This window comes from Janthinobacterium sp. 344 (genome assembly GCF_900112025.1).
Taxonomy (GTDB): Bacteria; Pseudomonadota; Gammaproteobacteria; order Burkholderiales; family Burkholderiaceae_D; genus Janthinobacterium.
On the sequence record NZ_FOKL01000012.1, the window covers coordinates 41,935 to 60,020 of the forward strand.

12 protein-coding genes are annotated in these 18,086 nt (G+C 64.9%); 11 read left to right on the top strand and 1 reads right to left on the bottom strand.

Annotated features, from left to right (window positions below; genetic code table 11):
* Positions 1 to 3: 3 nt before the first annotated feature.
* From astA to BM193_RS24975, 6 genes are all read left to right on the top strand, one after another.
* A complete protein-coding gene (gene astA, locus BM193_RS24950; RefSeq protein ID WP_092802984.1) occupies positions 4 to 1,056 on the top strand; it encodes an arginine N-succinyltransferase in 1,053 nt (350 codons plus the stop codon).
* Entirely contained in the window at positions 1,049 to 2,545 is a 1,497-nt protein-coding gene (astD, locus tag BM193_RS24955) for a succinylglutamate-semialdehyde dehydrogenase (RefSeq protein WP_092802981.1), read from the top strand. Before astA ends, astD begins: the two co-directional genes overlap by 8 nt.
* Before the next feature lie 25 nt (positions 2,546 to 2,570).
* Positions 2,571 to 3,911, top strand: coding sequence for an N-succinylarginine dihydrolase (gene astB / locus BM193_RS24960; protein WP_092802978.1), 1,341 nt, complete (start codon positions 2,571 to 2,573; stop codon positions 3,909 to 3,911).
* 152 nt (positions 3,912 to 4,063) lie between these two features.
* Positions 4,064 to 8,776 carry an NAD-glutamate dehydrogenase domain-containing protein gene (locus BM193_RS24965; protein WP_092802975.1) on the top strand — a complete coding sequence of 1,571 codons (4,713 nt, stop codon included), beginning with the start codon at positions 4,064 to 4,066 and terminating at the stop codon, positions 8,774 to 8,776.
* The gene (locus BM193_RS24970) at positions 8,776 to 9,795 is read left to right on the top strand and encodes a succinylglutamate desuccinylase (protein WP_092802972.1); all 1,020 of its coding nucleotides are present in this window, start codon (positions 8,776 to 8,778) and stop codon (positions 9,793 to 9,795) included. Before BM193_RS24965 ends, BM193_RS24970 begins: the two co-directional genes overlap by 1 nt.
* A gap of 137 nt (positions 9,796 to 9,932) precedes the next feature.
* Complete coding sequence (locus BM193_RS24975) at positions 9,933 to 10,442, top strand: DUF1993 domain-containing protein (protein ID WP_092802968.1); 510 nt, start codon at positions 9,933 to 9,935, stop codon at positions 10,440 to 10,442.
* Between the two features lie 6 nt (positions 10,443 to 10,448).
* Here the strand turns inward: BM193_RS24975 and BM193_RS24980 are convergent, their stop codons facing one another.
* Positions 10,449 to 11,000 (bottom strand): glycine zipper 2TM domain-containing protein, encoded by a 552-nt coding sequence (locus tag BM193_RS24980; protein ID WP_092802965.1) that lies wholly within the window; start codon positions 10,998 to 11,000, stop codon positions 10,449 to 10,451.
* Between the two features lie 166 nt (positions 11,001 to 11,166).
* On the opposite strand from BM193_RS24980, the gene BM193_RS24985 reads away from it, so the two are divergent.
* From BM193_RS24985 to BM193_RS25005, 5 genes are all read left to right on the top strand, one after another.
* Entirely contained in the window at positions 11,167 to 12,279 is a 1,113-nt protein-coding gene (locus BM193_RS24985; RefSeq protein WP_092802962.1) for an NADH:flavin oxidoreductase/NADH oxidase, read from the top strand.
* 162 nt (positions 12,280 to 12,441) lie between these two features.
* Positions 12,442 to 14,025 (top strand): ABC-F family ATP-binding cassette domain-containing protein, encoded by a 1,584-nt coding sequence (locus BM193_RS24990; RefSeq protein WP_092802959.1) that lies wholly within the window; start codon positions 12,442 to 12,444, stop codon positions 14,023 to 14,025.
* Between the two features lie 255 nt (positions 14,026 to 14,280).
* Positions 14,281 to 14,739: a RidA family protein gene (locus tag BM193_RS24995; RefSeq protein WP_092802956.1), complete on the top strand. Its 459-nt coding sequence runs from the start codon at positions 14,281 to 14,283 to the stop codon at positions 14,737 to 14,739.
* A gap of 115 nt (positions 14,740 to 14,854) precedes the next feature.
* Positions 14,855 to 16,285 carry an amino acid permease gene (locus tag BM193_RS25000; RefSeq protein WP_092802953.1) on the top strand — a complete coding sequence of 477 codons (1,431 nt, stop codon included), beginning with the start codon at positions 14,855 to 14,857 and terminating at the stop codon, positions 16,283 to 16,285.
* Between the two features lie 295 nt (positions 16,286 to 16,580).
* Positions 16,581 to 18,053, top strand: coding sequence for an amino acid permease (locus BM193_RS25005; protein ID WP_092802950.1), 1,473 nt, complete (start codon positions 16,581 to 16,583; stop codon positions 18,051 to 18,053).
* The last annotated feature ends 33 nt before the right edge of the window (positions 18,054 to 18,086 follow it).

The window sequence follows — 18,086 nt, forward strand, 5'->3', positions numbered from 1 at the left end:
TTTATGCTAGTAGTACGCGCCATCAACGCCAATGACCTCGATGCCCTGTATGGCCTGGCCAGCCAGGTCGGCACCGGCATGACCACCCTCAAGCCGGACATGAAAATGCTGGGCGACCGCCTGGCCATCGCCTGCGCCTCGTTCGCCGAAACCATCCCGCCCGAAAAGCGCGACTACATGTTCGTCATGGAGGATACCGACACGGGCCGCCTGGCCGGCGTGTGCGCCATCAAGGGCGCCGTGGGCCTGGACGAACCGTTCTATAACTACCGCATTGGCACCCTGGTGCATTCGAGCCGCGAGCTCGACGTGTTTACGCGCATGGAAACACTGTACCTGTCGAACGACCTGACGGGCAGCACGGAACTGTGCTCGCTGTTCTTGCACCCCGATTACCGCAGCGGCAACAACGGCAAGCTGCTGTCGAAAAGCCGCTTCCTCTTCATCGCGCAGTTCCCGCACCTGTTCACGGAAAAGCTGATCGCCGAGATGCGCGGCTACCAGGCGCCGGACGGCAGTTCGCCGTTCTACGAGGGGCTGGGCCGCCACTTCTTCAAGATGGATTTCCACCACGTCGACGACTTGACGAGCCTCGGTAAAAAATCCTTCATCGCCGAACTGATGCCGCGCCAGCCCATGTACGTGGCCTACCTGCCCGACGAGGCGCAGGAAGTGATCGGCAAGGTGCATCTGAGCACGGCGCCCGCGCGCCGCCTGCTGGAGCAGGAAGGCTTGCACTTCGAGGGCTATGTCGACATTTTCGACGCCGGGCCCGTGCTGCAGGCACGCGTTTCCGAGCTGCGCGCCATGCGCGACAGCATGCCGGCCGTGCTTGATGCCGAGGCGGCTCCTGACGCTTGCGGCGATGCCGCCCAGGCCGAGCCTTACCTGGTGTCGAACACCGACCTGAAAGATTTCCGCATGATCGTCACCAGCGCCAATCCGCACGGCGGCAAGATCGCGCTCGATGACGCTGAACTGCATCTGCTGCGCTGCCATCAAGGCGATACCGTGCGCACCTTGTCACTCAACCCGAGGAAGCATCCCCATGTCTAAATCGTCCAATCTGAATGCATCTACCGCAGCATCGAACTTCATCAACGGCGCCTGGCTGCCAGGCACGGGCCGCGAACTGCTCACCATCGATCCGTCGAACGGCAAGCAGACGTGGGCCAGCCTGGAAGCGACGCCAACACAGGTCGAACAGGCTTGCCAGGCCGCCCGCGCCGCCTTTGAGGCATGGGCTGACACGCCCGTCGACGAGCGCATCGCCATCTGCGTGCGCTTTCGCGAGCTGCTGAAGGAACACGCCGAAGCGCTGGCGCTGCTGATCTCGGAAGAAGTGGGTAAACCCTTGTGGGAAGCGCGCACGGAAGTGGCCACCATGGCCAACAAGATCGATATCTCGGTGCAGTCGTACCACGCGCGCACGGGCATCACGCAAAGCAAGATCGCCGACGGCGACGCCGTGCTGCGCCACCGCCCGCATGGCGTGTTCGGCGTGTTCGGCCCGTATAACTTCCCCGGCCACCTGCCGAACGGCCACATCGTGCCGGCCCTGATCGCTGGTAACACCATCGTCTTCAAGCCCAGCGAATACGCGCCGCGCACGGCCGTGAAAACCGTGCAGCTGTGGCAGCAGGCGGGCTTGCCGGACGGCGTCGTCAACCTCGTCAACGGCGGGCGCGACACGGGCGTGGCGCTGGGCGCGAATGCCTTGCTCGACGGCGTGCTGTTTACGGGGTCCTGCCAGACGGGCATCAGCCTGCACCGCCAGTTCGGCGGCCAGCCGGGCAAGATGCTGGCGCTGGAAATGGGCGGCAACAACGCCCTGGTGGTGTGGGATGTGCAGGACGTGGATGCGGCCGTGCACCACGCGATCTTCTCCGCCTTTGTCTCGGCCGGCCAGCGCTGCACCTGCGCGCGCCGCCTGGTGGTGCAGGACAACGCCTTTGGTGCCGCGTTTGTGGCGCGCCTGGTGGAGGTGGCGGCGAAACTGGGCATCGGCGCGTCCGACGCGCAGCCGCAGCCGTTCATGGGCCCAGTGGTATCGAGTGCCGTGGCCGCGCGCCTGGTGCAGGCGCAGGCCGACATGGTGGCCAAGGGTGGCACGGTCCTGCTGCAGATGCGCCAGTTGAATCCCGAGGCGGGCTTTGTCACGGCCGGCATCGTCGATGTCACCGCTGCTACCGGCATCCCCGACGAGGAATGGTTCGGTCCCCTGCTGCAAGTGATCCGCGTGGCCGATTTCGATACGGCCCTGAAGGTTGCCAACGCCACCGAATTCGGCCTGGCCGCGGCGCTCTTGTCCGACGATCCGGCCCTGTGGCAAACGTTCCAGACGCGCGCGCGCGCCGGCATCATCAACTGGAACCGTCCGACCACGGGCGCGGCCAGCACGGCGCCATTTGGCGGCATCGGCAAGTCGGGCAACCACCGTCCGAGCGCCTATTACGCGGCCGATTACTGCGCCTATCCGGTCGCGTCGATCGAGAACAGCGTATTGGAATTGCCGGCCAAGCTGTCGCCCGGCCTGAATTTTTAAGATCAAGGTTTATCAAGGAAACCCCATGCACAGCACGCGCGAATACAACTTTGACGGCCTGGTTGGCCCATCGCATAACTATGCGGGACTATCGTTTGGCAACGTGGCCTCGTTCAGCAATGTGAAAAGCGCTTCGAATCCGAAGCAGGCCGCCTTGCAGGGCCTGGCCAAGATGCGCGCCCTGGCCGCGCGCGGCTTTGCGCAAGCCTTGCTGCCGCCGCAGGACCGGCCGAACTTCCGCCTGCTGCGCTCCATCGGTTTCACGGGCAGCGACGCCGAGGTGCTGGCGCGCGCATATAAAGAATCGCCGGTGATCCTCGCTTGCGCGTATTCCGCCTCGCCCATGTGGACGGCGAATGCCGCCACCGTCAGCCCGTCGGCCGACACGCAGGATGGCCGCGTGCATTTCACGGCCGCCAACCTGAATAACAAGCTGCACCGCGCTTTCGAGCACGCGCAGTCCGCGCGCAGCCTGCGCGCCATTTTCAGCGACGCCAAGCACTTCGACGTGCACGACGCGCTGCCGTCGACGCCCGCCTTCGGCGACGAGGGCGCGGCCAACCACACGCGCCTGGGCGCGGGCCATGGCGCGCCATCGGTTGAATTGTTCGTGTATGGTCGCGTGGAGTTCGATCCATCGGCGCCATCGCCGAAGCGCTATCCGGCGCGCCAGACCCTGGAAGCGTCGCAAGCCGTGGCGCGCCTGCATGGCCTGGACGCGAAACGCACCGTGTACGTGCAGCAGAACCCGGACGTGATCGACCAGGGCGTGTTCCATAACGACGTCATCGCCGTCGGCAATGGCAATGTGCTGTTCTATCACGAGCAGGCGTTTGCCGATGAAGACGCGAGCCTGTCGCAGCTGCACCGCGCCGTCGCCGCCACCGGGGCGGAACTGCAGGCCTTGCGCGTGGATACGGGCCAGGTGCCGATCGCGGACGCCATCAGCAGCTATCTGTTCAACAGCCAGCTGTTGACGAAAGAGGGCGGCAAGATGGCGCTGGTGATACCGCAGGAATGCCAGGAAAACCGCGCCGTGTCGCGCTACCTGGAAGGCCTGGTGGCCAGCGGCGGCCCGGTCGATGAACTGATTCATTTCGACCTGCGCCAGAGCATGCGCAACGGCGGCGGGCCCGCCTGCCTGCGCTTGCGCGTGGCCTTGACGGAAAATGAAGCGCGCGCCATGCACCAGGGCGTGATCATGACGGAAACGCTGTACCATCGCCTGGTGGCCTGGGTGGAGAAACACTACCGCGACCATCTGGAGCCGAGCGACTTGGCCGACCCGCAGCTGGCGCTGGAAGTGCACGCGGCGCTTGAAGAATTGACGATCATCCTCAACTTACCGGGATTGTACGACTTGTAGGCGATAGAAAAACACACAGAAAATCCGAGACACCCTATCTGCAGTATCGAAAGAATTGGACGGGCGACCCCCGTCTCTTGACACCGCTGCCGCCCAGCCACAAGCCCGAACGACAGCGTTGGACATTCACATTACCGTAATGGAGATGCAAGATGAATCACACGCCACAAGATTTGCGTACACAGACGCTGGAGCTGATCAAGGACAAGGCGGCAGCGCCTGTCGTCGAGCTGGTGCAAGCCTGGCTCGCCTCGCTCGATGCCGAAGACCTGGCCGATATCGCGCCCGACAGCCTGGCGCCCGTGCTGGTCGACGGCTTTACGCAGGCGGCCAAGCGCACGGGCAGCGGCTGCCAGATCGCCACCCTGCGCTATGCGGATGGCCGTGGCGGCATGGCGAGCGCCTTGCTGATCCTGAACGAAGACATGCCTTACCTGGTCGACTCCATCGTCATGGCGATGCGCCGCCAGCACCTGGCCGTGCGCGGCGTGATGAATACCGTGCTGCCCGTGCGCCGCGCCCCTGACGGCAGCGTGGAAGCGGTGCGCCAGCCGGGCGACCCGCTCGAATCGTATGTGCTGGTGCTGCTGGACGAAGAACTGGCTCCGGAAGCCCTGGCCGCCCTGGTCGCCGCCATCGACCTGGTGGCGCGCGACGCCTTGGTTGTGCGCCGCGACAGTGCCGCCATGAGCGAGCGCCTGGCCGCCGTCGCCACGGCCGCATCGCAGCATGGCGAAGAAGGCGCGGAAGTCGCGGCTTTCCTGGAGTGGGCCCGCAGCGGTGGCTTTGAAGTGTTTGGCTACGCGTACTACCGCGTCAAGCCGGGCGTGCGCGAACTGGAACGCGATATTCCCAGCCGCGTCGGCGTGCTGCAGGATACGGCACATCCCGTCTACGGCACCTGCCTGGCGAATATTCCGGGCGACTTCGACACCCTCGCCAAGCGCGAATCGGCGCTGTCCATCGTCAAGGCCGACGTGGCGGGCACCCTGCACCGCGACCAGCAGCTGGACTTCATCGGCGTGCGCGATACGGATGCGCAAGGCGCCATCCTGGGCGAGCATTGCTTCGTCGGCTTGTTTACCCGTGCCGGCAATTCCACCCCGCTGGCGGCGCTGCCCTTTGCGCGCGGCCGCGTGGCCAAGGTACTGAGCCTGGCCGGCGTGCGCCAGCAGGGCTTCCGCGCCGAGAAATTCCGCGAAATCCTCGAATCGCTGCCGCGCACCGAAGCGCTGGAAGCGGACCTCGACTGGCTGGCGCAAGTGTGCGGCGCCGTCGTCTCGCTGTACAAGCAGCCGCGCACCAAGGTCTTCGCGCGCCGCGACGTGTATGCGCGCCATTTGAACGTGCTGGTCTACCTGCCGCGCGAGCGCTACAGCGCCAGCGTGGCATCGAGCCTGGCGAAAGCCCTGCAGGCGAGTTCCGGCGCCACGCATGTGAGCACGCAGACCCTGGTGGCCGACGGCCCGCTGGCGCGCGTCTACCTGATCGCCCACGCCGCGCGCTACCCGCTGGACCTGGAAACGGATATCGAACAGCCGCTGCTGGGCGTGCTCGATGGCTGGCATAACGGCTTCGCCGCCGTCGCCGACGCCGTGCCCGACGTGGCCCTGCGCACCAGCCTGCGCAAGCTCTGCGCGACCTTGCCGCTCGACTACGTGGCCGCCACCGCGCCGGCCGTCGCCTTCCGCGACCTCGACACCATCCTGCGCAACACCGATCCGGCGCACGTGGCCGTGCGCATCGAGACGGGCGCCACCACCACCATCCGCCTGTATTCGGCCAACAAGGTGCCGTCGCTGTCGACCATCCTGCCGGCCCTGCACAATGCGGGCGTGGCCATCGACCGCGAACAGGCGTATTCGATTTCCCTGCTGGACACTACGCGCTATTTCGTCACCAGCCTGACGGTCGATGCCGCCAGCGCCGCGAAACTGGCGCAGCCATCCGTCGTCGCCGTGGCGCAGGAACTGTTTGCCGCGCTGTTCAACGACACGGCCGAAGATGGCCGCCTGAATGGCCTGGTCATCGAAGGCGGCTTGTCGACGCGCGAAGTGCAGCTGGTGCGCGCCTACACCAGCTACTGGCGCCAGACGGGCAGCCGCTTCTCGGTGCGCTATATCGCCGAAAGCCTGCGCAAGCAGCCGGCCCACGTCAAATCGCTGGTCGATGCATTCCTGCAGCGCTTCGACCCGTCGCTGTCGGACGCGCAGCACGCCGCCGCGCTGGAGTCCATCGCCGCCATCAAGGCCGGCCTGCCGTCCGTGAATCATGCCGATACCGAGGAAATCCTCGGCGCGCTGGCCGACCTGATGGCCGCCACCCTGCGCACCAGCTACTTCCAGAACAAGCAGCAGGGTGACAAGATCATCTTCAAGTTCGATACCAGCAGCCTGGCGCTGGTGCCGGAACCGCGTCCTTACCGCGAGATCTTCGTCTTCTCGCGCCGCTTCGAAGGCGTGCACCTGCGCGGCGGTCCTGTCGCCCGTGGCGGCTTGCGCTGGTCGGACCGCATGGAAGACTACCGCACCGAAGTGCTGGGCCTCGTCAAGGCGCAGATGGTCAAGAACGCCGTCATCGTGCCGGCCGGCGCGAAGGGCGGTTTTGTCTGCAAGATGATGCCGCAGGACGCCGTGCGCGAAACCATCGCGGCCGAAGGCGAAGCCGTCTACCGCCTGTTCATTTCCAGCCTGCTGGAAGTGACGGACAACCGTTCCCTGGGCAATATCGTGCCGCCCGTCGACACCGTCTGCTTTGACGACGCCGATCCTTACCTGGTGGTGGCTGCCGACAAGGGCACGGCCACGTTCTCGGACATCGCCAACGGCATCGCCGTGCAGCGCGGTTTCTGGCTCGGCGACGCGTTCGCCTCGGGCGGCTCGAACGGCTACGATCACAAGAAACTGGGCATCACCGCCAAGGGCGCCTTCGAGGCCGTGAAGCGCCACTTTTATGAAATGGACCACGACCTGAACACCACGCCGATCACCATGGTCGGCGTGGGCGACATGTCGGGCGACGTGTTCGGCAATGGCGTGCTGCTGTCGCGCCAGCTCAAGCTGGTGGCCGCATTCGACCATCGTCACATCTTCCTCGATCCGACACCGGACGTCGCCGTCTCGTTCGACGAGCGCGCGCGCCTGTTCGCCTTGCCGCGCTCCTCGTGGGACGACTACAACAAGGACTTGATCTCGGCCGGCGGCGGCGTGTATCCGCGCACCGCCCGCACGATCGAGCTGTCGCCGCAGATCCGCGCCGCGCTCGATATCACGGAGACTTCGCTGCCGCCGGAAGAGTTGATGCACCGCATCCTGAAATCCCCGGTGGACCTGTTCTACAACGGCGGCATCGGTACCTACATCAAGGCCTCGACGGAAAGCCATGCACAGGTGAAGGACCGCGCGAATGACCATATCCGCGTGAATGGCAATGAGCTGCGCGTGAAGGTCGTGGCCGAAGGGGGGAATTTGGGTGCGACGCAGGCGGGCCGCATCGAGTTCGCGCTGGCGGGCGGGCGCATCTTCACCGATGCGATCGACAACTCGGCCGGCGTGGATTGCTCGGACCATGAAGTCAACGTGAAAATCTGGCTGGACGTGGAAGTCAACGCGGGCAAGCTGACGGAAGAAGAACGCAACCGCGAACTGTATGCGATGACGGATGACGTCGAGCGCCTGGTCTTGCGCGACAACACGCAGCAGACGCATTTGCTGGTGCGCGAATTGCAGGCGCAAAGCGAGAGCGCCGTGCAGGACGGCTACGCCGCCCTGATCGCCAGCCTGGAGGAAGAGGGCGCCCTGTCGCGCGAGCTGGAGCAGCTGCCGACGGTGGCCGAACTGGCACGCCGCAAGCTGGACAACCGTGGCCTGACCACGCCGGAACTGGCGGTGGTGATCGCCAACGTGAAGAACCGCTTCAAGCGCATCCTGTCCGCCTTGCCATTGACGGACGAGACCTGGGCCGAACCGGTGCTGAAACCGTACTTCCCGTCGCTGCTGGTGGCAACCCGTTCGGCGCTCGATCACCCGCTGGCCAACGCCATCCTGGCGACCGTGCTGGCCAATGAAGTGATCAACCGCTGCGGTCCGTTGATGATCCGCGACCTGGCGGCGGAACACGGCGTGGACGAATCGAGCGTGATCCTGGCCTGGGGCCAGGCATGGGTGGCCTTGAACCTGGCGCCCGTGTTCGACGCGCTCGACGCGGATGCCTTGACGATTCCACGCGAAGTGTCGATCAAGGTCGATGCGCAAACGCGCGTGCTGCAGCAGACGATGATCGCCGGCGTGCTATCCGTGCCGGCCGAGCAGTTGCGCGGCGCCGGCCTGGCCGAGCTGACTGGCCTGTTCGGCGCGGAATCGAAGCGCGACCTGCTCAAGGCCGTCGGCATCAAGTCCGAAGCGGCGCAGGTAGCCGGCTTGACGCCGGCCTTTGCGCAGGCATGGGATGCGGTCGACGCGCTGGAAGTGGTGGCCGGCTTCCTGTTCCCGGCCCTGTCCGTGCCGCGTCCTGCGGCGATGGACCTGGCGTCCTTCCTGCAAGTGGGCCTGGCCCTGCGCAGCCAGGCGGGCATCGATACGCTGGAGCGTGGCCTGAAGCTGGCCGCGCAAGGCAAGTCGCAGGAACAGCTGCGCAACTACGCGCAGCAAGCCCTGCGCCGCACGCAACAGCGTTTGCTGACGCAGGTGCTGGCGCGCGCCGAGCAAGGCAATGCCGGCCAGGCCGTCGACGCCGTGACGGGCGCACTGGGCCTGTCGGCCTACGCGGCGGCGACGGAACTGGAGCAAGCCATGCTGGATGTGTGGACCTTGTCGGAAGCCGTGAATAAAATCACGGCGCAAGCCACAGCGGAAGCGGCGGTGTAATGACGCAAGAAGCACCACAGGTAGTACCGGGCGCCAGCGGCTTGCCGCCGGCGGTGCAGGCGCTGGCGCAGGCCGATTTCAGCGCCGTGGCGCAGCTGTTCGCCAACGCCGGCTTCACGGTGGCCTTGCCGGCGCCGGGCATGCTGCAAGTCGTCAAGCCGCAAGCCGATGCTGGCCGCGCCAGCGTGGTCGTCTCGGTGGGCGTGCATGGCGACGAGACGGGGCCGATCGAAGTGCTGGCGCACCTGCTCGACGCCTTGTCGCGCGATGCGTCGGCACTGGCCGTCGACCTGCTCGTGTGCGTCGGCAATGTCGACGCGATCCGCGCCGGCAAGCGCTTTATCGACGCCGACCTGAATCGCATGTTCCGCCCCGTGCGGGGCAGCCTGGCGCAAGCGGCGGAAAGCGCGCGCGCCGATGACATGATCGCCGCGACCAAGGCGTTCTTTGCAGCGGCGGGCCCCGTGCGCTGGCACCTGGATCTGCACACGGCCATCCGGCCTTCCGTGTACCCCACGTTTGCCATCGTGCCGGACCTGGTGGCCGACGACGCCAAGGCGCGGCTGATCGCCTGGCTGGGCCAGGCGGCCATCGGCGCCATCATCATGAACCCGCAGTCGGCCGGCACCTACAGCTATTATTCGGCCGAGCATTGCGGCGCGGCCGCCAGCACGGTGGAACTGGGCCGCGTGGGCACCCTGGGACAGAACGATTTATCGCTGTTCGACGACGTGTCGCGGGCGCTCGATGGCCTGTTGCGCGGGCTGCCGGCGCAAGCCGTCAAGGCGCAACCGCACGTGTTCAAGGTGGCGCAGGAAATCATCAAGCACAGCGAGGAATTCCGCATGGCGTTTGACCGCGGCACGCAAAATTTCACGTCCCTGCCGCAGCACGCGGTGATCGCCAGCGATGGCGACCATGTGTACACGGTGCGGCATGCGGAAGAGCTGGTGGTGTTCCCGAACCCGGACGTGCGGGTGGGCTTGCGCGCGGGGCTGATGGTGGTGCGCGTGTCCTGATTGGGTGAAGTGACCGCGTAGCATGGCGCCAGCCGGGGAAACCCGCCTGGCGCCATTTTTTTGGCCGGCATCTGGTGCGCGCCCGCCGGCGGCGCCTCGGGTACACTGGCTCATCGTTCACTATCGAGGAGTTTCCCATGTCCGTGTCCATGTACCAGGCCAGCGTCCCCGTTTTCATCCGCGGCTTGCGCGTCGTCTCAGCATTGCTGGAAAAAGCCCAGGCCCACGTCGAGCAGGATGGCATCGTGCCGGAGATTGTGCTCGGTGCGCGGCTGGCGCCCGACATGCTGGACTTGACGGCGCAGGTGCAGCGCGCCAGCGACACGTCGAAAATGTCCATCGAGCGCCTGAGCGGCATCCCCGCGCCGAAGTTCGAGGATAACGAAGCGTCGTTCGAGCAACTGCAGGAGCGTATCGCCAATACCATCGCGTATATCGATGGCGTCAGCGCGGGGCAGATGGCGGGCAGCGCGCAGAAGGAAGTGGTCTTGAACTGGACCGACGAAGGGACAACATTCTCGGGCGACGATTACCTGCTCAGCTTTGCCCTGCCAAATTTCTATTTTCACGTTTCCATGGTCCACGCCATCCTGCGAAACAATGGCGTGGCCGTGGGCAAGCTCGATTATCTGGGACCGTACGACTGAGACTGATTAGCGCTGTGGCTGCTGTACCTGGTTCTGCACCGCATTGCCCAGCATGCCGCCGCCGATCACGCCGGCCACCGTCGCCAGCGCCTTGCCGCGGCCGCCACCAACCTGGTTGCCGATCAAGCCGCCGATGACGGCGCCCGTGCCGATGCCCACGTAATTGGGCTGGGCGGGCGCCGCTGCCGGCTGCTGCTGGCGCGCGGGTTCGCGGTAGGCCGTCTCGCGGTAGCCATCGTTGCTGTCATTGTAGGCAGGGCGCGCCTGCGCCACTGGCGTGTGGTGCACGACGCGCTTGTGCACGACGGGTGCCGGGGTAGGTGCCGGAGCAGCCTGTGCCACGACCGGCGCGGCGACTGGCGCGGCCAGCGCGGCGGCACTGGCCGGCGTCATGGCCGCCACGTCGGCAGGCATGGCCGCCGCGGCCGGCACGTTCGCCCGCGAATTGGGCAGGATGCCGGCGATCGATGCCGCGCCCACCAGGCACAGGACCGTGACGGAAATGGCGGCGCCGGCCATCAAGGGGTGGATGCGGTTGGCGGTGGTCGTCGTGTTCATGGGTTCTCCTGGGGGCAAGGTGTTGCGGCTGTGTTGTTGATGTGTTCACATTAACGGCGTTGGCCGGGCAAGGCTAGACGCTGCGCTGTATCAAACGTAAGCAGGTGTAAGCCGCACTTTCCAAAGCACAGTAGAATCGGTGCTTCCCCTTACCCGAAAGTCCGCCATGAGCCAGTTATTCACGCCGTATGCGCTGGGACCCTTGCAGGTGGCCAACCGCATCGCCATCGCCCCCATGTGCCAGTACTCGGCCGACAATGGCAACGCCACCGACTGGCACATGATCCACCTGGGCCACCTGGCCCTGTCCGGCGCGGGCTTGCTGATGACGGAAGCGACGGCCGTCTCGCCCGAGGGGCGCATCTCGGCCGAAGACCTGGGCCTGTGGTCGGACGCGAATCAGGCAGCGCTGGCCAATGTGGTGCAGGCGATCCGCCGCCATGCGCCGATTCCCCTGGTGGTGCAGCTGGGCCACGCGGGACGCAAGGCATCGAGCCGCGCGCCGTGGCAGGGCGGCTCCTGCGTGCACCTGGCCGAGGGCGGCTGGCAGACGGTGGCGCCATCGGCCATCGCCCATGCACCGGGCGAGACGGTGCCGATCGCGCTCGACGAGATGGGCTTGCTGCAAGTGAAGGGCGCCTTTGTCGCGGCCGCCCAACGCGTGCATGCGCTCGGTATCGAGGGCATCGAATTGCACGCGGCACACGGTTATCTGCTGCACCAGTTCCTGTCGCCCCTGTCCAATCACCGCACGGATGCGTATGGCGGCAGCCTGGACAACCGCATGCGCTTTCCGCTGGAAGTCTATGCCGCCGTGCGCGCCGCCGTGCCGGCCACGGTGGCCGTGGGCGTGCGCATTTCCGCCACCGACTGGGTCGAAGGCGGCTGGGAAATCGAGCAAAGCGTGCGCTTCGCGCAGGAACTCAAGCAGCTGGGCGCCGACTTCATCCACGTTTCCAGCGGCGGTATTTCGCCGCAGCAGCAGATTCCCGTGGGGCCCGGCTACCAGGTGGCGTTTGCCGAGCGCATCAAGCGCGACAGCGGCTTGCCCACCATCAGCGTCGGCCTGATCACCGAAGCGCAGCAGGCGGAAGACATCATTGCCCACGGCCAGTCCGACATGGTGGCGCTGGCGCGCGCCATTCTCTTCGATCCGCGCTGGCCGTGGCATGCGGCGGCCCAGCTGGGCGCGCAGGTGCAGGCGCCGCCGCAGTACTGGCGTTCGCAGCCGCGTGAATACAAGAACCTGTTCGGCGACACGACCCTGGGCCAGCGCTAAGAAGCCTGCTCTGCTACACTGACGCTTCTTCTTCCAATTCTCCAGGACGCTTCGACATGCGCCATTGATACTGCCGTGCTGTGCACGGCCTCGCCCATTCCGCCAGCGCATCATTGCGCCGCGCGGGTTCGCCAGCCCTGTCTGCACGTACAAGGAGTATCCATGCCCGCATTACTACAACTCGACCGTCTTTCCTTCGTGCTGCCCGATGGGCGCACCCTGTTTTCTGATGTGCAGATGTCCTTTGCCCCGCGGCATATCGGCCTCGTCGGAGATAACGGCGCGGGCAAGAGCGTGCTGGCGCGCCTGCTGGCAGGCCAGTTGCCGCCTTCCAGCGGCGCCGTGCGCTGCCACGGCCGCGTGCACTACGTGGCGCAGGAGCTGGACCCGCAGCACTATCCCACGGTGGCGGCGCTCGCTGGCGCAAGCGGTTTGCTGGACGCGCTGGAACGCATCGCGCAGGGCAGCGACGATGAAGCCGATTACGCCCTCGTGGGCGAGCGCTGGGATGCCCAGGCCCGCTTGCGCCAGGCGCTCGATGCCATCGACTTGCCCCATGTGGATGCGCAGACGCCGACGGCTGGCCTGAGCGGCGGCGAACGCCAGCGCATCGCCCTGCAGGGCGCCTGGCTGTCGCAGGCGGACTGGCTGGTGCTCGATGAGCCGAGCAACCATCTCGATGCGCGGCAGCGCGCGCGGCTGGTGGCGCAGATGGCGCGCTGGCCCGGCGGCTTGCTGCTGGTCAGCCATGACCGCGGCTTGCTGGAACACGTCGATGACATCGTCGAAGTATCGCCCCAGGGCGTGCGCAGCTATGGCGGCAACTACACCGCGTATGCGCAGCAGCGGGCGCTGGAACAGGCCGGCTTCGCGTCGGCCCTGCAGGCGGAAAAGGCCGGCGCCAGGCGCGAACAGCGCGCAGCGCAGCAGCAGGCCGAACGCCAGCAGAAACGGGTGACGCGCGGTGAGCGGGAGGGCCGCGAAGGCAATCAGAGCAAGCTCCTGCTCGATGCGAAAAAAGAGAAAAGCCAGGATAGCCAGGGCAAGCTGCGCCTGCGCGCACACGAGGCGCAGCAGGCGCGCCAGCAGCGCGTGATGGAGGCCGGCGCCCGCTGCGCGCCAGAGGTGGAGCGCCTGCTGCTGGCGCCCGACAGCGCCGTGCCGAACGGCAAGCTGATCCTGGAACTGCGCGACCTGGTCTTGCCATATGGCCAGGCGCAGCCGTTGACGCTGGTTGTGAGCGGCCCGCGCCGTCTGGCCGTGACGGGGAACAATGGCAGCGGCAAGTCGACCCTGCTGCGCGTGATCGCCGGGCAGCTGGCGCCCGCCAGTGGCGAGCTGCGCTGCCATGCCAGGGTGGCCTGGCTGGACCAGCACGCGGGCGGGCGCGAAGGCGAGCTGAGCGCCGTGCAGCGCTTGCAGGCACGCAACAGCATTGTGCCGGAAGGCGAGCTGCGCACGCGGCTGGCGCTGCTGGGCATCGCCGGTGCGCGCGCCACCGTGCCCAGCCGCTTGCTCAGCGGCGGCGAGCGCATGAAGGTGGCGCTGGCCGCCGAGCTGTACGCGCAGGCGCCGCCGCAGTTGCTGCTGCTCGACGAGCCCGACAATCACCTGGACCTGGCCAGCCTGCAGGCGCTCGAGCAGATGCTGCGGCAATACGCGGGCGCGCTACTTGTGGTGTCGCACGACCAGGCATTTCTGCAGGCGATAAACCTTGACCCAGAGGGCTTGACATTGCAAAAGTGACAATTTAATGAAAAAAGTCACGCTTCATGCTTGTAGAGCATGCTTCATGAAACGATGCTGAATTTTGTTTGATTGTCGGTATAATCCACTGAATAACCGGGGCTATTTGTGAACTAAAACTGCCGGTTCACCAATATGATGACGTTTAATCTGGCACTGTTGGCGGTCCATGACCGCGCGGCCAGGGCAGCGTTATCCCAGCCCAGCCGTTCATGAATTTCGGTTTCGTTTATATTGTTTTCTTGGAGAAATAGCATGTCGTTTTACGAAAAACTCAAGGCCCTCAACATCGAATTGCCAGTCGTTGCCGCGCCCGCCGCTGCCTACGTGATGCACGCCCGCACGGGCAACACCGTCTTCCTGTCCGGCCACCTGGCCAAGAAGGATGGCAAGGTCTGGGTTGGCCAGCTGGGCAAGGACGTCACCACGGAAGAAGGCAAAGTGGCCGCGCGCGGCATCGCCATCGAACTGATCGCCACCCTGCAAGACGCCTGCGGCGGCGATCTGAACAAGGTCAAGCGCATCGTCAAGGTCATGAGCCTGGTCAATTCCACCTCCGAGTTCACGGAACAGCACCTGGTCACCAACGGCGCCTCGGAACTGTTCGTCGACATTTTCGGCGACAGCGGCAAGCACGCCCGTTCGGCCTTCGGCGTGGCGCAAATCCCCCTGGGCGCTTGCGTCGAGATCGAACTGATCGCCGAACTGGCCTGACCACCTGAGCATGCCGGCGCTCACCCGCCGGCCAGCCCTTTCCTCCTTTCCAGCAAGAGCGGAACCGCCATTGGGTGGAGGGATGGGTGCATTCTAGAAAAAACGGAGACACGTAATGAAAACGAGTGAACAAGGCTTGCACCGCGGCCTGGGCGAGCGGCAGATCCGCCTGATGGCGCTGGGCGCCGCGATTGGCGTGGGCCTGTTTCTGGGCTCCGGCAACGCCATCAAGATGGCCGGTCCCGGCATCATGCTGTCGTATATTATCGGTGGCGCGGTCATCTTCATGATCATGCGCGCGCTGGGCGAAATGGCCGTGCACAATCCCGTCGCCGGTTCCTTCAGCCGCTATGCCCAGGACTATCTGGGTCCCCTGCAAGGCTACCTGACGGGCTGGAACTACTGGTTCCTGTGGCTGGTCACATGCGTGGCGGAAATTACCGCCGTTGCCATCTACATGGGCATCTGGTTCCCCGACGTGCCGCGCTGGATCTGGGCCTTGGCTGCCCTCGGTTCCATGGGCGCCATCAACCTGCTGGCCGTGAAAGCCTACGGCGAGTTCGAGTTCTGGTTTGCCCTGATCAAGGTCGTCACCATCATCCTGATGATCATCGGCGGCGCCGGCATGATCATCTTCGGTTTTGGCAACGACGGCGTGGCCATCGGCATTTCGAACCTGTGGACGCATGGCGGCTTCTTCCCGAATGGCGCGCAAGGCGTGCTGATGTCGCTGCAGATGGTGATGTTTGCCTACCTGGGCGTGGAAATGATCGGCCTGACGGCCGGCGAAGCGGCCAACCCGAAGAAATCGATCCCGGACGCGATCAATTCCGTGTTCTGGCGCATCCTGATTTTCTATGTCGGCGCGCTGTTCGTCATCCTCTCGATCTACCCATGGAATGAAATCGGCACCACGGGCAGCCCGTTCGTCATGACGTTCGAACGCCTGGGCATCAAGACGGCGGCCGGCATCATCAACTTCGTCGTGCTGACGGCGGCCTTGTCGTCGTGCAATGGCGGTATCTTCAGCACGGGCCGCATGCTGTATAACCTGGCGCTGCAAGGCCAGGCGCCGAAAGCGTTTGCGGAAACCACGGCCAGCGGCGTGCCGCGCCGCGCCATCATGGTGTCCGTCGTGGCGCTGCTGATCGGCGTGCTGCTGAACTACATGGTGCCGGAAAAAGTGTTTATCTGGGTCACGTCGATTTCCACCTTCGGCGCCGTCTGGACCTGGGGCGTGATCCTGGTGACGCAGATCCAGTTCCGCAAGACCTTGAGCCCGCAGGAAATCAAGAACCTGGCCTTCCGCATGCCGTTCGCGCCGTATGGTTCCTGGATTTCGCTGGCCTTCCTGGCGCTGGTGATCGGACTGATGGCGTATTTCCCCGATACGCGCATCGCCCTGATGATCGGACCAGCCTGGCTGATCCTGCTGACGGTGCTGTACTACGTGCTGGGCCTGGCGCCGAAAGAGCGCCGCGATGAAGTACCGCAAGGCTACGAAGCGGGCTGGCCGCCGGCCGACGTGCCGCACGGTAAAAAGTAATCCAGCGTAGTTGAGCTGAATCAAAAGCGCGCCCCTGCTCTTGCAGCGGCGCGCTTTTTCTTTCATATTGGCAATTCCATGCAGCGCCAGTGCCCATGCGCGTTTCGCGGCACACGGCCGGCGTTGTTTCCTTGCATCAAACTTCTGTTTAGCTGAGCCGATGAAAGCCCTATAATCGCTTAGTTTTCAAAATGGACGCGATCTTTCCGGTTTTTTGCCAGGTAGGGCCGGAGCGCCGTTTTTAAGTGTTTTTACCCGTCATGTATACGAATGCATGCCTCATAAAGGAAGTCTAGTGAGCCAAACCCTGGTCCAGAAAATTTGCCGCACCAAGCCGATCGATACCACGGTCGAATATGGTGAAGGCCTCAGCAGCAGTGGCTTGAGCCGGTCCATCGGCCTGTTTTCCCTCACCATGATCGGCGTCGGCGCCACCGTCGGCACGGGTATCTTCTTTACCATGGTCGAAGCCGTCCCAAAGGCGGGCCCATCGGTCATCCTGTCGTTCCTGATCGCCGCCATCACGGCCGGCTTGACGGCCCTGTGCTATGCGGAATTGTCGTTCCGCATCCCCGCGTCCGGTTCCTCGTATTCGTTCGCCTACGCCACCGTGGGCGAGTTTCTTGCCTTCATCATGGCCGCCTGTCTGCTGCTGGAATACGGGCTGGCGGGCAGTGCCGTGGCCATCGGCTGGTCATCCTATCTGAACAACTTCCTGGAAAATGCGTTTGGCTGGCACATCCCGGAGATGCTGCGCACGCCCATGATCGTGTCCGGCCCGCATGGCATGGAATTCCGGGCCGGCCACATCAACCTGCCGCCCATTTTCCTGATCTGCATGTGCGGCTTCCTGCTGCTGCGCGGCGCCAAGGAATCGGCGCTGATGAACGCCATCATGGTCATCATCAAGCTGGCGATCCTGGTGTTTTTCATCGTCATCGCGTTTTCCGGCTTCAATGCCGACAATTTCTTCCCCTTCTTTAATAGCGACAACAGCAAGGGCTTTGCCGGCATGACGGGCGTGACGGCCGCCGCCGGCACCGTGTTCTTCTCCTTCATCGGCCTCGACACGGTGGCCACGGCGGGTGACGAAGTGAAAAACCCCACGCGCAATGTGCCGCGCGGCATCCTGGGCGCCTTGCTGATCGTCACCGTGTTTTACTTGCTGGTGGCCGTGGCGGCGCTGGGCGCGCAACAGGCGAAACTGTTCGAAGGCCAGGAAGCGGGCCTGGCGGTGATCCTGCAAAACGTCACGGGCAAGACCTGGCCCGCGCTGGTGCTGTCGGCCGGCGCCGTCATTTCCGTCTTCAGCGTGACCCTGGTGACGATCTACGGCCAGACGCGCATCCTCTTCGCCGTCAGCCGCGATGGCCTGATCCCGAAATCGTTCCAGAAAATCCACCCGCGCACCCTGGTGCCGGTCAGCAATACCATCATGGTCTGCCTGGTGGTGGCCGTGGTGGCGGGCACGGTGGATGCCACCTACCTGTGGGACATGGTCAGCATCGGCACCCTGACGGCCTTCATGGTGGTGTCGATCGCCGTCCCCGTGCTGCGCCACAAGCAGGGCGCGAACCGCATCGAGGGCTTCAGCGTGCCGTTCGGCCCGTACGTGATTCCCGGCCTGAGCGTGCTCGCTTGCCTGTACATCATGCGCGACTTGCCGCATACGACGTTTGTCGTGTTCAGCATCTGGATGGCCGTGACGGTGGCCATTTACTTCCTGTACAGCATGCGGCATTCGCATCTGGGCAAGAAGGCCCGCTAATGCAGCCTGTTCCATCTAAAACCGCCGCGCTTG

Coding starts and splice junctions, on each gene's coding strand:
- BM193_RS24995 (WP_092802956.1), top strand. CDS start 14,281: ATGTCGTTTTACGAAAAACTCAAGGCCCTCAACATCGAATTGCCAGTC.
- astD (WP_092802981.1), top strand. CDS start 1,049: ATGTCTAAATCGTCCAATCTGAATGCATCTACCGCAGCATCGAACTTC.
- BM193_RS24965 (WP_092802975.1), top strand. CDS start 4,064: ATGAATCACACGCCACAAGATTTGCGTACACAGACGCTGGAGCTGATC.
- BM193_RS25000 (WP_092802953.1), top strand. CDS start 14,855: ATGAAAACGAGTGAACAAGGCTTGCACCGCGGCCTGGGCGAGCGGCAG.
- BM193_RS24975 (WP_092802968.1), top strand. CDS start 9,933: ATGTCCGTGTCCATGTACCAGGCCAGCGTCCCCGTTTTCATCCGCGGC.
- BM193_RS24990 (WP_092802959.1), top strand. CDS start 12,442: ATGCCCGCATTACTACAACTCGACCGTCTTTCCTTCGTGCTGCCCGAT.
- BM193_RS24985 (WP_092802962.1), top strand. CDS start 11,167: ATGAGCCAGTTATTCACGCCGTATGCGCTGGGACCCTTGCAGGTGGCC.
- BM193_RS24980 (WP_092802965.1), bottom strand. CDS start 11,000: ATGAACACGACGACCACCGCCAACCGCATCCACCCCTTGATGGCCGGC.
- astA (WP_092802984.1), top strand. CDS start 4: ATGCTAGTAGTACGCGCCATCAACGCCAATGACCTCGATGCCCTGTAT.
- BM193_RS24970 (WP_092802972.1), top strand. CDS start 8,776: ATGACGCAAGAAGCACCACAGGTAGTACCGGGCGCCAGCGGCTTGCCG.
- astB (WP_092802978.1), top strand. CDS start 2,571: ATGCACAGCACGCGCGAATACAACTTTGACGGCCTGGTTGGCCCATCG.